This window comes from Stenotrophomonas sp. YJH_SMC_20 (assembly GCF_059367845.1).
Genome location: NZ_JCAFRG010000001.1, coordinates 86100 through 100100 on the forward strand (window position 1 = coordinate 86100; position 14001 = coordinate 100100).

A 14001-nucleotide genomic window follows, 5' to 3' on the forward strand; every position below is an offset into this window, starting at 1 on the left:
ACCCGCGAGAGCGGGTTTTTTCATGCCCGGAATCCGGCATCAGAGCAGCGGCCGCAGCACCAGCTCCAGCCCGAGCAACAGCAGGAAACCCAGGAAGCAGCCCCGGAACACCCGCGCACTGATGCGCTGCCGGATCACCTGCCCCAGCCACATGCCCAGCAATGCCGGCAGCACCGCCAGCGCACTCAGCCCCAGCTGCTGGATGCCGAATGCGCCGTGCAGCACCAGGCCGGCGGTCAGCGAAATCGTTGACACCGTGAACGCCAGCCCCAGCGCCTGCACCAGCTCCTCGCGCTGCAACCCCAGCGACTGCAGGTATGGAACCGCCGGCATCACGAACACGCCGGTGGCGCCGGTCACCACGCCCGACAACGCCCCCACCAGCGGCCCCAGCCAACGCTCGCGCCGCTGCTGCACGCGGAACACCGGCGCAAGCAACGCATAGGCGGCATAGACCACCAATGCCACGCCCAGCGCAACGCGCGACCAAGTGCGATCGACCCGCACCAGCAGCGCCGCCGAGCCCAGCGTCACCACCACCACGGCCAGCATCATCGGCCACAGGCGCCGCACGATGCGCTCCAGTGACGGCCCGGACAACAGCTGCCACGCATTGGTGACGAAAGTGGGAATGAACAGCATCGACGCCGCCGACACCGGCGACAGCGTGCTGCCCAGCAGCCCCATCGCCACCGTCGGCAACCCCATCCCAGTCACACCCTTGACCACACCGGCCAGCACGAACACCACCACCAGCAGCACGTAGAAGTACATCGATTCATTCATGCCTTCATTGGATCGGCCGGCCGCTCGGCGCACAATGCGGTGTTTCCGGCCTTGCCTTCGGCTGATCCGAAGGCGCAGCCGTTGCGATGAGGGCATCACATGCGGATGGATATCGCCGACCTGCGCCTGTTCCTGGCGATTGCCGAGGCGGGCAGCATCACGGCCGGCGCAGCGCAGGCAAACCTGGCACTGGCGTCGGCCAGCGAACGCCTGCGCACGATCGAAGCCGATGCCGGCACCGCGTTGTTGAACCGGCACCCCCGCGGCGTCAGCCTGACCGAAGCCGGCGCCGCCCTCGCCCACCATGCACGATTGATCCTGCAGCAGCAGGCGCAGCTGCGCGGTGAACTGCAGGCGTTCGCGCACGGCGCGCGCGGCACACTGCATCTGTATGCCAACACCGCAGCACTGACCAACTACCTGCCTTCGCGGCTGGCACCGTGGCTGGCCGAACGCCCGCGCCTGCACGTGGAACTGCTGGAGCGCACCAGCCCCGAAGTCGTGCGTGCGATCAACGCTGGCCAGGCCGAGGCCGGCATCATCAGTGATGCGGTCGACGCTGCCAGCCTGCAGCAGCACGTGGTCGCCGAAGATCCACTGGTGATGCTGCTGCCCGCAGACCATCGCCTCGCATCGCGGCGCAGCCTGGCCTTCGCCGATGTTGCCGGCGAGACCTTCGTCGCGCTGGCCGACGGCAATGCACTGCAGGCCTACATCGAAGACCAGGCGCGCGACATCGGGCGGCGCCTGGACGTGCGCATCCGCATGAAGACCTTCGAAGGGGTGTGCATCATGGTCGGCCACGACATTGGTATCGGCATCGTGCCGCGGACCATCGCCCGCCAGCACCGGCGCAGCACGCATACCGTCGCCGTACCGCTCGCCGATGCGTGGGCACAGCGTCGCCTGTGCGCCTGTTTTGCCGAGTGGGCGCAGTTGTCATCGGCAATGCGCAGCCTGCTGCTTCACCTGGGCGTGCAGCCGCAGAAAAAGCTGTGAAATGTTGTTGACACATCCTCTGCCGTCCCGCACAATTCATCTCCTGAGTCGCCCAGGTGGCGGAATTGGTAGACGCACTAGTTTCAGGTACTAGCGGGTAAAACCGTGGAGGTTCGAGTCCTCTCCTGGGCACCACGACTCAAGATGATCAAACCCGCGAAAGCGGGTTTTTTCGTTTCCGGGGCCTGGCGAGCGTGGCATCGCAACCGCCACTCGGACTGTCGTATCTCGCACCACCCGGGCGTCGCCTGCGGGTGTATACCTCCCCCCGGCGCGCCGTCACCAGACCTTGAACGCCCCCCTTTTGGGGCGCATTTCACGTTCCCCGTTCAATTCGTACTTTTCCTAGTCGAGATCCACCCGATTCCTTTTCGGTGGGAGGCAGATTTACCGGAGCCGGTTGCAGGTCTATCGACACGACCGGACCAGCGCCCCCCTTTCCCCAAAGGACGCCCCAATGCAGCGCAGCATCATCTGCCCTCACTGCCACACCGGCTCGAACCACGGCGTACGCGTATGCGTGGGATGCCAGGCCGAGGTCCACTACGGCGCATCGAAGGAGGCCGTAATGTTCGTCTTTGTCGCCGCCATCATCTGCGGCGCACTGGTCGGCAGCCGATTGCAGGCCACTGCCGGCTGGATCACGTGCGGCGCCGTACTTGTGGCGGGAATGTGGGCCATTTCCCGATTGTTCCGTGATCGGGTGGTGTTCAAGCGCGTCTATCGCACGCGCTGAACCTGCGCCGCTGCACTCCCCCAACGGCAGGGCCCGTGCGACCCACGTTGCACAAACAAAAACCCCGCCTTGCGGCGGGGTCAAAATACAGCAGGTGTTTCCAGGGAGTTTTCAGTGCCCACCACCGGCGGCCGCACCCGCACCTGCGCCGAATGGCGGCTTGGCCAGCCACAGGAACGTAATGATCGCCAGGAAGATCCAGCCCAGCAGGAAGAAGATGTCGTTGAAGCCCATCTGCGATGCCTGGTGGTTGATCATGTTGTTCAGTACCGCTGCGCCGTGCTGCAGGTCGCCCTGCCCCATCGCCGTGACCTGGTCCTGCATGCCCGGCTGATAGGCCGAGATATGCTCGGTCAGGTCGGCATGGTGCACCTGGGTGCGCCGCGCCCACAGCCACGTCGTCAGCGACGCCGCGAAGCTGCCGCCCAGCGTACGCAGGAACGTGGCCAGGCCGGAGCCCGCCGCGATCTCGCGCCCATCCAGGTCCGACAGCAGGATCTGCAGCACCGGCATGAAGAACAGCGCGACGCCGATGCCCATGATCAGCTGTACGCCGGCCACGTGCATGTAGTCCACCTGCAGGTTGAAGTTCGAGCGCAGGAAACTGGTCATCGACAGCACGATGAAGGCGATCGTGGCCAGCATGCGCATGTCGAAGCGCGATGCATACTTGCCCACGAACGGGGTCATGATCACCGGCAGGATGCCGATTGGCGCCGTTGCCAGGCCCGCCCAGATCGCGGTGTAGCCCATGTCACGCTGCAGCCACTGCGGGATCAGCAGCGCCACGCTGAAGAACGCCGCGTAGGCCACCACCATCGCCAGCGTGCCGGCGCGGAAGTTGCGGTGCCGGAACAGCTTCAGGTCGACAATCGGATCCTTGTCGGTCAGCTCCCAGATCAGGAACACCGTCAGCGTCACCACGGCCACGCAGGCCAGCACCACGATCTTCATCGACGCGAACCAGTCCTCGTCGTTGCCCAGGTCGAGCACCAGCTGCAGCGCACCGACGCCGATCACGAGGGTGATCAGGCCGACGTAGTCCATCTTCGGCTTCTCGATCTGCTCCGGCCGCCCCTTCAGCTGGTTGCCCACCACCAGCGCAGCGAAGATGCCCAGCGGCACGTTGATCAGGAAGATCCATTCCCAGCTGTAGTTGTCGGTGATCCAGCCACCGAGGATCGGCCCGCAGATCGGCGCAACCACCGTGATCATCGCCAGCAGCGCCAATGCCTGCCCGCGTTTCTCGCGCGGGTAGATCGAAACCAGCAGCGACTGCGTGATCGGGTACATCGGGCCGGCCACGAAGCCCTGCAGTGCACGCGACACCACCAGCATGCCCATGCTCTGCGCCAGGCCGCACAGCAGCGAGGTGATGACGAAGGCCAGCGTGGCCCAGACGAACAGCTTGCGTTCGCCGAAGCGGCGGCTGAGCCAGCCGGTCAGCGGCAGCGCGATGGCCGTGCTGACCGCGAACGAGGTGATGACCCAGGTCGCCTGCTGCGAACTGGCACCGAGGTTACCGGCGATGGTCGGCAGCGAGACGTTGGCGATGGTGGTGTCGAGCACCTGCATGAACGACGCCATCGCCAGGCCCACCGTGCACAGGGCGACGCTGGGCGGCAGGAACCCGGAGGCCGCACCCGGCGCCGCCGGTGCGCCCGGAGCGCCGGGCGCGGCTGGAGCTTGTGCGGACATGGCGACCTCAGCCCACCTTCGCCTGCTGCTGCGGCAGGTTGCCCTGGATGATCGTGTGGATCACCTCATCGGCATCATGCAGCTGCTTGGCATACACGTCAGTGTCGAACACCGTGCCCTTGGCCGGGGTACTCGGCAGCACTTCGCCCTTCTGGTCGCGCAGGCTCACTTCGGCCTTCATCGACAGGCCGATGCGCAGCGGGTGTTCGGCCAGCTGCTTGGCATCGATGGCGATGCGCACCGGCACGCGCTGCACGATCTTGATCCAGTTGCCACTGGCGTTCTGCGCCGGCAGCAGCGAGAACGCCGAGCCGGTGCCCAGGCCCAGGCTCTGGATGCGGCCCTTGTACTTCACGTCGCCGGCGTACAGGTCCGACTTCAGCTCCACTTCCTGGCCCAGGCGCATGTGGCGCAGCTGGGTTTCCTTGAAGTTGGCCTCGACCCACATCTGTTCGGTCGGCACCACGGCCATCAGGGCATTGCCCGGCTGCACGCGCTGGCCGACCTGCACCGAACGACGGGCGACGTAGCCGGAGACCGGCGCGACGATGCCGGCGCGGGCGTTGTTGAGGAAGGCCTGGCGCAGCTGTGCGGCGGCGGCCTGCACATCCGGCTGGGTGGCGATCACGGTGTCGTCGACCAGCGCGCGGTTGCGCTCGACGGTCTCGCGCGAACCGGCCACGGCCGCTTCGGCCGCGGCCAGCTCGTCGCGGGCGTGGGCCAGTTCTTCGTTGGAGATGGCGCCGGTGGCGGCCAGGTCCTTGCGGCGGGCGTAGTCTTCGCGCACGCGCTTCAGGGTCACCTGGCGGGCGTTCAGGTCCGCCTGCGCGCCTTCCACGCTGCGGTACAGGCCGCGGGTCTGGCGCACCGTCTTGGCCAGGTTGGCTTCGGCCTGCTGCAGCGCCACTGCGGTGTCGGACGGGTCCAGCTGCACCAGCAGCTGGCCGCGCTCCACGCGCATGCCGTCATCGGCATTGATGGCGACCACGGTGCCGGCCACCAGCGGGGTGATCTGCACCTGGTTGCCCTGCACGTAGGCATCGTCGGTCTCTTCGAACCAACGGCCGAACATGAAGTACCACAGCGCCAAAGCGGCAAGCAGCAGCACGACGATCACGAACAGGCCGCGCAGCAGGTTGCCGCGGCGGTTGGGGGCGGCCGGGGCCGCGGTGTCTTGGGTCTGGCTCATGTCGGAGATCTTCAGGAATGCGAGGAATCGGAATGGGAGGCGATCGGTGCGCGGTCGGCGTCAGTGGGCTGGAAACCACCACCCAGCGCCTTGCTCAGGCGCACCGAGGACTGCACCTGCTGCGACTGCAGGCCGGCCAGCTGCTGCTGCGACTGCAGCAGGGTGGACTGCGCGGTCAGCACGTCCAGGTAGCTGCCGATGCCGGCGCGGTAGCGCTGCTGGGCCAGGTCGAAGGCAGCGCGTGCGGTGTCCACCGCCTGCTGCTGCGACTGCGCCTGCTGTGCCAGCGAGCGCACCGCATTGACCTGGTCGGCCACATCACGCAGCGCATCGAGCACGGTCTGGTTGTAGTTGGCCACCGCCAGGTCGTACTGCGCATCGGTATTGGCCAGGTTGGCGCGCAGCTTGCCGCCTTCGAAGATCGGCAGGCTCAGCGCAGGGCCGATGTAGGCGAAGGTGGAACTGCTCTTCAGCAGGTCGCTCACATTCGGGGCGACCACGCCGGCCAGCGCGGTCAGGTTGAAGCTCGGGTAGAACTTCGTCTTCGCGACCTTGATCTGCTTGTCGGCCGCTTCAACGCGCCAGCGTGCGGCCACGATGTCGGGGCGACGGCCCAGCAGCTCGCTGGGCAGCACCCCAGGCAGCTGCAGCGCCACCGGGTTCAACGGCTGCGGGCGCTGGATCGACAGGCCACGGTCCGGGCCCTTGCCGACCAGCGCGGCCAGTGCGGTGCGGGCGGCGTCGATACGCTGCTGGGCGGCCTGCACCTGCTGCTGCGCGGCCGGCACGCGGGCCTCGGCCTGGCGCACCTGCAGATCACTGTCGATGCCGGCGCGGCGGCGCTGGCGGGTCAGCTCAAGTGACTTCTGCGAACGGCTCAGCTCTTCCTCGGCCACGTCGTTGAGCTGCCACGCGTAGGCCAGGTCGGCATAGGCCTGGGTGATGCCAGTGGACAGGTTCAGGCGGGCGGCCTGCGCTTCAACGGTGGCGGCGTGCGCACCGTCCACGGCGGCTTCCCAGGCGGCGCGCTTGCCGCCCCACAGGTCCACGCCGTAGCTGAAGTCGAAGGCGACCTGGCTGCTGCCGGCGTAATGGCCACCGATCTCGCTGCCTGCCATCGACTCAGGCAGGCGCAGGCCGGTGTAGCCACCAGACACCGACAGGCTCGGCAGTTCGTCGGCACGCGCAGTGCCGACCTGGGCCTGGGCCTGGCGCAGGCGCGCGTCGGCGGCGTCCAGGCTCGGGTGGCCGGCCAGGCCCTCGGCGACCAGCGCGTCCAGCTGCGCATCGCCCAGCGCCTTCCACCAGTCCTGCGCCGGGAAGCCGGTGGCGCTCAGGTCGGTGTCGGCCAGGGTGCGTTCGCTGTGCAGGCTGTCCACATCCAGCACGTGGCCCTGCGGATTGAGGCCACGACTGCTGGCACAGGCGGCCAGGGCCAGGGCCAGCGCTGACACCAGCAGCGTGCGCCCGGACCGGCGGAAAGTGAAATGCGGGATCGGGTTCATGGGGTCGTCAAGGAATCGCGGATTCGGGTAAGGAGGGACAGCAGCAGCGTGCGCTCGTCGGTTGAGAGATCACGCAGGGCGTAATCCATCACCGCGTCGCCGCGCAGCTTCAGCCGCGCCCACAACGCGCGGCCTTCATCGGTCAGCACGATCTGCAGCGCACGACGGTCCTGGGCATGCGGTTGGCGACGGACGCAGCCCAGTGCCTCCAGCTTGTCCAGCAGCCGGGTCACGGCGCTGGGCACCTGGTCGATGGCCTGGGCCAGTTCGTTGGCGGTGCACGGCGCCATGTTGGAAAGCACCTTCAACCCGATGTAGTGGGTGAAGCCGATGCCCAGGTCTTCTTCCGCCATGGACGCGTCGAGTTGGCGGACCAACCCGTCGCGCACTTGGCGCAGCAGCAGGCCGAAGCTGGGGGGAGTGGTTGCAGGACAGATCATGGGGGAGCATTCTCTTCCAAAAAAAATATTTCTCAATGGAAATATTCGATCTGGCATCGAATGCTGTGTTGCAGCAATGGGCTGGATCGGTGAAGGCGCCTACCTTAATGACCTGGTCAGCTGGCCCGGTAGTACAATTCAGCCAATGGATGACACATTTCAGCCAGCGGATATGATGAACAAGGCAGAAATTCCCCCTCCCAAGCGCCTGCTGCGCGACGACGCGCTGGACTGGTTCGAGCGCAACGACGGCCCATCGGTGGTCGCCTACCGCTTCGACAGCCCGCAGGGACTGGTCCGTGAGGTGGACTGGCACCATCACCAGCGCGCGCAACTGATCTACGTGGAGCGTGGCCTGCTGACCACCCGCACCTCGCACGGCACCTGGTCGTTGGCGCCGGGTTCGGCCGGCTGGATGCCGCCGCTGGAGCCGCACACGGTCACCCTCGACGGGCCGCTGCGTGGCTGGGGCATGGCGCTGGCCGCACCCGCCTGTGCCACCCTGCCCGCCGACCCCTGCGTGCTGGGCCTGTCCAAGCTGGCGCAGGCGCTGGCCGAGCGCATCTGCGAATGGCCGCTGGGCTATGCCACCACGCCCGAGCGCCAGCACATCATCGAGGTGCTGCTGGACGAGATCCGCACCGCGCCGCGTCAGCGCATGCATCTGCCGATGCCCCACGACCGGCGCCTGCTGAAGATCGCCTCGCAGCTGCTGGCCGACCCGTCCGACGAGCGCAGCCTGGCCGAATGGGCCCACTGGGCCGGCCTGTCGCCGCGCAGCCTGACCCGTCACTTCCGCGACGAGACCACGCTCAGCTTCGCCCAGTGGCGGCAACAGGCCCGCCTGTCCGAGGCGTTGCGCCAGCTGACCGAGGGCCGCAGCGTGGCCGACATCGCCCACGCACTGGGCTTCAGCAGCGCCAGCGCGTTCGTCACCGTGTTCCGCCGTCACTTCGGGTTGCCGCCTGGGCGCTACCTGGCGCGGGCCGGGCATGGCCTGGAAACCGGGCTGGACCCTGCACGCGGCTTGGCATCCCCCGCCGCATCCGGATAATCACAGGATTGCGAGCGGCGACCGCCGTCGCCGCCTCCCGACATAGGTAACAACGCCGCATGACCGAACTTGCCCGTCCCGTGTTCCACGGATTCGAACAACTGCCGCTGCGCGAGTACGCCGAACGCGCCTACCTCGACTACTCGATGTACGTGGTCCTGGACCGCGCCCTGCCGTTCATCGGCGACGGCCTGAAGCCGGTGCAGCGCCGCATCATCTATTCGATGAGCGAGCTGGGCCTGAATGCCGCGTCCAAGCCGAAGAAGTCCGCGCGCACCGTCGGCGACGTCATCGGTAAGTACCACCCGCACGGCGACAGCGCGTGCTACGAGGCGCTGGTGCTGATGGCCCAGCCGTTCTCGTACCGCTACCCACTGATCGAGGGCCAGGGCAACTTCGGCTCCAGCGACGACCCCAAGTCGTTCGCGGCGATGCGTTACACCGAATCCAAGCTGACCCCGATCGCCGAAGTGCTGCTGGGCGAACTGGGCCAGGGCACCACCGACTGGGCACCGAACTTCGACGGCACCCTGCAGGAACCGACCTGGATGCCGGCGCGGCTCCCGCACCTGCTGCTCAACGGCACCACCGGCATCGCCGTGGGCATGGCCACCGACGTGCCGCCGCACAATCTCAACGAGATCGTCAGTGCGCTGCTGCACCTGCTGGACAACCCCGACGCCACCGTGCGCGACCTGTGCGAACACGTGCAGGGCCCGGACTACCCGTCCAGCGCCGAGATCATCACCGCGGCCAATGACCTGCGCAACATCTACGAGACTGGCAACGGCAGCGTGCGTGCACGCGCGACCTTCACCAAGGAAGCCAGCAACATCGTGATCACGGCGCTGCCGTTCCAGGTGTCGCCGTCGAAGGTGATCGAGCAGATCGCCGCGCAGATGCGCGCCAAGAAGCTGCCGTGGCTGGAGGACATCCGTGATGAATCCGACCACGCCAATCCGGTGCGCGTGGTGCTGGTGCCGCGTTCCAACCGCGTCGACGCCGACCAGTTGATGGGCCACCTGTTCGCCACCACGGACCTGGAGCGCAGCTACCGCGTCAACCTCAACGTGATCGGGCTGGACGGCCGTCCGCAGGTGAAGAACCTAAAGATGCTGCTCAGCGAATGGCTGACCTTCCGCAGCAACACCGTCACCCGCCGCCTGCAGCACCGCCTGCAGAAGGTCGAGCGTCGCCTGCACCTGCTGGAAGGCCTGCTGGTCGCCTTCCTCAACCTGGACGAGGTGATCCACATCATCCGTACCGAAGACGAGCCGAAGGCCGCGCTGATCGCGCGCTTCGGCCTGTCCGAGGAACAGGCCGAGTACATCCTGGAAACCAAGCTGAAGCAGCTGGCCCGCCTGGAGGAAATGAAGATCCGCGGCGAGCAGGATGAACTGGCCAAGGAGCGCGAGAAGATCCTCGGCATCCTGGACAGCAAGGCCAAGCTGAAGAAGCTGATCCGCGATGAACTGACCGCCGACGCCAGGAAGTTCGGCGACGCACGCCGTTCGCCGCTGGTGCAGCGCCAGGCGGCGCAGGCCATCGACGAGACCGAGCTGGTGCCGAGCGAACCGATGACCGTGGTGCTGTCGGAGAAGGGCTGGATCCGCGCCGCCAAGGGCCACGACGTCGATGCATCCGCACTGTCGTACCGTGAAGGCGACGGGCTGCAGGGCGCGGTGCGCGCACGCAGCACCCAGCAGGTCGCGTTCCTCGACAGCGAAGGCCGCGCCTACTCGACGCCGGTGCACACCCTGCCCTCCGCGCGTGGCAATGGCGAACCGCTGACCGGCCGCTTCTCGCCGGCACCGGGCACCAGCTTCGTGACCCTGGCCAGCGCCGAGCCGGACACCCGCTTCGTGCTGGCCTCCAGCCACGGCTATGGCTTCGTCACCCGCTTCGAGAACCTGATCGGCCGCAACAAGGCCGGCAAGGCGATGCTGAACCTGTCGGCCGGCTCGTCGGTGCTGACCCCGTCGGTGGTCGCCAACGTCGCCACCGACCGCATCGTGGCGGTGACCAGTTCGGGCAACCTGTTGGCGATCGCCGCCAACGACCTGCCGGAACTGGACAAGGGCAAGGGCAACAAGATCATCGAGATCCCGAAGGCCAAGCTCGCCACCGAACGCGTGGTCGCCATCGTGGCGATCAGCCCGGGGCAGACCCTGCAGGTGCGCAGCGGCCAGCGCACCATGGGCCTGAAGTTCAACGAGCTGGATGCCTACCTCGGCGCCCGCGCCACCCGCGGCCACCTGCTGCCGCGCGGCTGGCAGAAGGTGGAAGGCCTGTCGGTGGAGTGAGAGCTGGGGCCCTGCCCCTGGCGGGTGTCAACCTTGGTTGACACGCCTTGCCGGAGATCAGACACGAAAAAGCCGGGGCATTCCCCGGCTTTTTCGTTGTCGGCTGGCGGGCGGTGGAGCAGCTGGCTGGCGAAGGCTGGCTGGCGATGCTCCGGTGCTGGCGGGCGACAGAACGCCGTGCTTCTGGTAGAGCCGATTGCTGGACGGCTGCTCTTTGCTCTTGGTAGAGCCGACTGTCAGTCGGCTGCTTTACCGAAAAGCGGCCGACCAGCGGTCTGCTCTACCGGAAGGCAGCCGAGCATTGGCTCGGCTCTACAAAAAGCGGTGCCGGTCAGTGCGCCGGGGCGCCGCTGCCGTCGATCTTGCTCAGCTGGTACAGCTCCAGGCCGATGCGCTTGATCAGGCCCAGCTGCTGCTCCAGCCACCAGGCGTGGTCTTCCTCGGTGTCCTTCAGCTGCGCCAGCAGGATGTCGCGGCTCACGTAATCGCCCTGCTCCTCGCATAGCTTCATGCCGGCGGCGAGATTGTTCCGAACCGCGTATTCAGTGTCGAGATCCTTCTGCAGCATCTCCTCCACGGTCTTGCCCGGCTCGGTGGCATGCGGGCGCATGTCCGGGTCGCCCCCCAGGAACAGGATCCGGCGGAGCAGCGCATCGGCATGCTGGGTTTCCTCTTCCATCTCGTGGTTCAGGCGTTCGTACAGCGCGAACAGGCCCTGGTCCTCGTAGCGGCGGGAATGGATGAAGTACTGGTCGCGGGCAGCGAGCTCGCCGCGCAGCAGTTCCTTCAGGCAGGCGATGACGTCCGGGTTGCCTTTCATGGGGGGCTCCTGTGAATCGATGCGGCATAGGGTGCCGCATTTCAAAATACGGTGATCTAATCGGAATCAGTCGCAGTTGCGCCTGCGGCTACAATCGGCCCACGAGTTCGGAAAGGACGTGCGATGCGACGTACATGGCGTTGGGTGCTGGGCGTGTTGGTCGCCATCGTGCTGGTCACCGCACTGGTCCTGTGGCTGCTGCTGCGCGGCAGCCTGGCAGATCTGGACGGCGAGCATGCGCTGCCGGGGCTGGCCAAGCCGGTCACCATCGAGCGCGATGCGCTGGGCGTGGTCACCATCACTGCGGGCAGCCAGGCCGATGCGATGCGCGCACTCGGCCGCGTGCACGCGCAGGAACGTTATTTCGAAATGGACCTGATGCGCCGCAGTGCCGCCGGGGAGCTGTCGGCGCTGTTCGGGCCGAAGGCCATCGACGCCGACAAGCGCATGCGCGTGCATCGGCTGCGCGCGCGCACCGAGGCGAACATGCAGGCTGCGCTGGGCGACAACATCGAAGCGGTGAGCGCCTATGTCGGTGGGGTCAATCAGGGCCTGGCCGATCTCTCCGTGCGCCCGTGGGCCTACCTGCTGCTGCGGCAATCGCCACAACCCTGGCAGGCCAGCGACAGCGTGCTGGCCGGGCTGGCCATGTATGCCGACCTGCAGGATCCGGGCAATCAGACCGAGCTTGCGCTGAGCCGCATCCGCGCCGTGGTGCCGCCAGCGCTCTACGCGCTGATTGCCCACGACGGTACCGAATGGGATGCACCGCTGTTCGGCGAACCGAGCGGCAATGCTGCCCTGCCCGACGCCAGCCAGCTCGACCTGCGCACATTGAAGGGAAAGTCGGGCACCGAGCAGGAAGAAGCCGACGTCGTCGGCAGCAACAACTTCGCGGTGGCCGGGGCGCTTACCGCCGACGGGCGCGCGATCGTCGCCGACGACATGCACCTGGGCCTGCGTGCCCCCGGCCTGTGGTTCCGCGTGCGCCTGCGCTACCCCGATCCACAGGCTGCCGGCGGCCAGGTCGATGTCACCGGCTTCTCGCTGCCCGGCCTGCCGGCGGTGATCGTCGGCAGCAACGGGCACGTGGCCTGGGGCTTCACCAACAGCTACATCGACACCGCCGATTACCGCTCGGAACCGGCCAATGCCGAGGTGACCGTGCATGAAGAGCGGATTGCGGTGGCCGGCCAGGCCGACGTGCTGTTCCCGGTACGCGAAACCGCCTGGGGCCCGATCCTGCACGCCCATGCCGATGGCAGCGGTGACGCGCTGCGTTGGGTCGCCCACCTGCCCGGCGCGGTGCGGCTGGACTTCGGTGACCTGGCCCGCGCTGGCGATCTGGACGCTGCACTGAAGTTCGCCGACCACGCCGGCATTCCCGCACAGAACCTGGTGGTCGGCGACCGCAGCGGACGCATCGCATGGCGGCTGATCGGCGCCCGCCCGGATCGCGGTCCGGGCTGCGCGCCGGCCGGCTTCAGTGCCGGCAACAACCAGGACTGTGCGCCGTGGCCGATCCGCAGCGATGCTTCACCGGCATTGATCGATCCTCCCAACCACCGCCTGTGGACCGCCAACGGCCGCGTCCTCGACGGCGAGGCACTGGCCAGCGTCGGCAACGGTGGCTATGACCTGGGAGCACGGGCGCGGCAGATCCGTGACCTGCTGGCGATCCAGGAGCGCTTCGACGAGCACGACCTGCTGGCGATCCAGCTCGACGATCGCGCGGTGTTCCTGCAGCGCTGGTGGGCCCTGCTGCACGACGTCATCGAGCGCAGTGACGACCCTGCACTGAAGCGTTTGAAGGAGGCCAGCCATCAATGGGACGGCCGTGCCTCGGCCAGCTCGGTCAGCTACCGGGTGGTGCGCGAGTTCCGTACGCAGGTGATGACAACACTGTCCGATGCACTGCTGGCACCGGCCAATGCGCAGCTGGGCGATGACTATCTGGAGCCGCGCCTGGCGCAGCTGGAAGGCGTGGCCTGGCCGATGCTGCAGCAGCGTCCGGCCAATCTGCTGCCACCGGCCTTCGACAGCTGGGATGCGCTGCTGATCGACGCCGCACGCCGCACCGAGAGCGAGCTGGCCAGGCAGGGCCCACTGGCCAAGCGCAGCTGGGGCGAACGCAATACGGCGGCGATCTGCCACCCCATCGCACGGGCGCTGCCGGACATCGCCAAACACTGGCTGTGCATGCCGGCCGACCGCCTGCCCGGCGACCGCGACATGCCGCGCGTGCAGACGCCGGGCTTCGGTGCTTCCGAACGCATGGTGGTTTCGCCCGGGCACGAGGCCGACGGCATCGTGCATATGCCCGGCGGCCAGAGCGGGCACCCGCTGTCGCCGTACTGGGGCGCCGGCCACGAAGACTGGGTGCATGGGCGGCCGACGCCGTTCCTGCCCGGCAAGGCGCAGCACACGATGACGCTGGTGCCAGCGCGCTGACGGCGGCACCCACATGCCCA

General features: G+C 67.4%; 11 protein-coding genes and 1 tRNA gene. 6 read left to right on the forward strand and 6 right to left on the reverse strand.

Annotated features, from left to right (window positions below; all coding sequences use genetic code 11):
- Positions 1-39 precede the first annotated feature (39 nt).
- A complete protein-coding gene (locus AC5P6A_RS00415) occupies positions 40-786 on the reverse strand; it encodes a sulfite exporter TauE/SafE family protein (protein WP_021204127.1) in 747 nt (248 codons plus the stop codon).
- A gap of 99 nt (positions 787-885) precedes the next feature.
- On the opposite strand from AC5P6A_RS00415, the gene AC5P6A_RS00420 reads away from it, so the two are divergent.
- The 3 genes from AC5P6A_RS00420 (at position 886) to AC5P6A_RS00430 (ending at position 2521) form a co-directional block, all read left to right on the forward strand.
- Positions 886-1785, forward strand: a complete 900-nt coding sequence (locus tag AC5P6A_RS00420; RefSeq protein ID WP_308305096.1) for a LysR family transcriptional regulator — start codon at positions 886-888, stop codon at positions 1783-1785.
- Positions 1786-1835: 50 nt separating this feature from the next.
- Positions 1836-1920: transfer RNA gene (locus AC5P6A_RS00425), tRNA-Leu, on the forward strand.
- A 322-nt stretch (positions 1921-2242) separates the two neighbouring features.
- Positions 2243-2521: a hypothetical protein gene (locus AC5P6A_RS00430; protein WP_019659096.1), complete on the forward strand. Its 279-nt coding sequence runs from the start codon at positions 2243-2245 to the stop codon at positions 2519-2521.
- A gap of 111 nt (positions 2522-2632) precedes the next feature.
- Here the strand turns inward: AC5P6A_RS00430 and emrB are convergent, their stop codons facing one another.
- The 4 genes from emrB to emrR are packed head-to-tail and all read right to left on the reverse strand — an operon-like array spanning position 2633 to position 7353.
- Positions 2633-4219: a multidrug efflux MFS transporter permease subunit EmrB gene (gene emrB, locus AC5P6A_RS00435; RefSeq protein WP_019659097.1), complete on the reverse strand. Its 1587-nt coding sequence runs from the start codon at positions 4217-4219 to the stop codon at positions 2633-2635.
- Positions 4220-4226: 7 nt separating this feature from the next.
- Positions 4227-5408 carry a multidrug efflux MFS transporter periplasmic adaptor subunit EmrA gene (emrA, locus tag AC5P6A_RS00440; RefSeq protein WP_021204129.1) on the reverse strand — a complete coding sequence of 394 codons (1182 nt, stop codon included), beginning with the start codon at positions 5406-5408 and terminating at the stop codon, positions 4227-4229.
- An 11-nt stretch (positions 5409-5419) separates the two neighbouring features.
- A complete protein-coding gene (gene emrC, locus AC5P6A_RS00445) occupies positions 5420-6913 on the reverse strand; it encodes a multidrug efflux transporter outer membrane subunit EmrC (RefSeq protein WP_019659099.1) in 1494 nt (497 codons plus the stop codon).
- Positions 6910-7353, reverse strand: coding sequence for a multidrug efflux system transcriptional regulator EmrR (gene emrR / locus AC5P6A_RS00450; RefSeq protein ID WP_019659100.1), 444 nt, complete (start codon positions 7351-7353; stop codon positions 6910-6912). The genes emrC and emrR overlap by 4 nt, the downstream gene beginning before the upstream one ends.
- A 172-nt stretch (positions 7354-7525) precedes the next feature.
- Between emrR and AC5P6A_RS00455 the strand changes: the two genes are divergently transcribed.
- Positions 7526-8407 (forward strand): helix-turn-helix domain-containing protein, encoded by an 882-nt coding sequence (locus AC5P6A_RS00455; protein ID WP_346714695.1) that lies wholly within the window; start codon positions 7526-7528, stop codon positions 8405-8407.
- A 59-nt stretch (positions 8408-8466) separates the two neighbouring features.
- Complete coding sequence (gene parC, locus AC5P6A_RS00460) at positions 8467-10710, forward strand: DNA topoisomerase IV subunit A (RefSeq protein WP_021204132.1); 2244 nt, start codon at positions 8467-8469, stop codon at positions 10708-10710.
- A gap of 331 nt (positions 10711-11041) precedes the next feature.
- Here the strand turns inward: parC and bfr are convergent, their stop codons facing one another.
- On the reverse strand, positions 11042-11530 hold the full coding sequence (bfr, locus tag AC5P6A_RS00465) for a bacterioferritin (protein WP_171952256.1): 489 nt from the start codon (positions 11528-11530) through the stop codon (positions 11042-11044).
- Positions 11531-11653: 123 nt separating this feature from the next.
- Between bfr and AC5P6A_RS00470 the strand changes: the two genes are divergently transcribed.
- The gene (locus AC5P6A_RS00470) at positions 11654-13981 is read left to right on the forward strand and encodes a penicillin acylase family protein (RefSeq protein WP_171952257.1); all 2328 of its coding nucleotides are present in this window, start codon (positions 11654-11656) and stop codon (positions 13979-13981) included.
- Positions 13982-14001 lie beyond the last annotated feature (20 nt).

Bases quoted from the DNA above. Each gene is read 5' to 3' on its own strand.
- AC5P6A_RS00415 (WP_021204127.1), bottom strand. From the start codon at position 786: ATGAATGAATCGATGTACTTCTACGTGCTGCTGGTGGTGGTGTTCGTG.
- AC5P6A_RS00420 (WP_308305096.1), top strand. From the start codon at position 886: ATGCGGATGGATATCGCCGACCTGCGCCTGTTCCTGGCGATTGCCGAG.
- AC5P6A_RS00430 (WP_019659096.1), top strand. From the start codon at position 2,243: ATGCAGCGCAGCATCATCTGCCCTCACTGCCACACCGGCTCGAACCAC.
- emrB (WP_019659097.1), bottom strand. From the start codon at position 4,219: ATGTCCGCACAAGCTCCAGCCGCGCCCGGCGCTCCGGGCGCACCGGCG.
- emrA (WP_021204129.1), bottom strand. From the start codon at position 5,408: ATGAGCCAGACCCAAGACACCGCGGCCCCGGCCGCCCCCAACCGCCGC.
- emrC (WP_019659099.1), bottom strand. From the start codon at position 6,913: ATGAACCCGATCCCGCATTTCACTTTCCGCCGGTCCGGGCGCACGCTG.
- emrR (WP_019659100.1), bottom strand. From the start codon at position 7,353: ATGATCTGTCCTGCAACCACTCCCCCCAGCTTCGGCCTGCTGCTGCGC.
- AC5P6A_RS00455 (WP_346714695.1), top strand. From the start codon at position 7,526: ATGATGAACAAGGCAGAAATTCCCCCTCCCAAGCGCCTGCTGCGCGAC.
- parC (WP_021204132.1), top strand. From the start codon at position 8,467: ATGACCGAACTTGCCCGTCCCGTGTTCCACGGATTCGAACAACTGCCG.
- bfr (WP_171952256.1), bottom strand. From the start codon at position 11,530: ATGAAAGGCAACCCGGACGTCATCGCCTGCCTGAAGGAACTGCTGCGC.
- AC5P6A_RS00470 (WP_171952257.1), top strand. From the start codon at position 11,654: ATGCGACGTACATGGCGTTGGGTGCTGGGCGTGTTGGTCGCCATCGTG.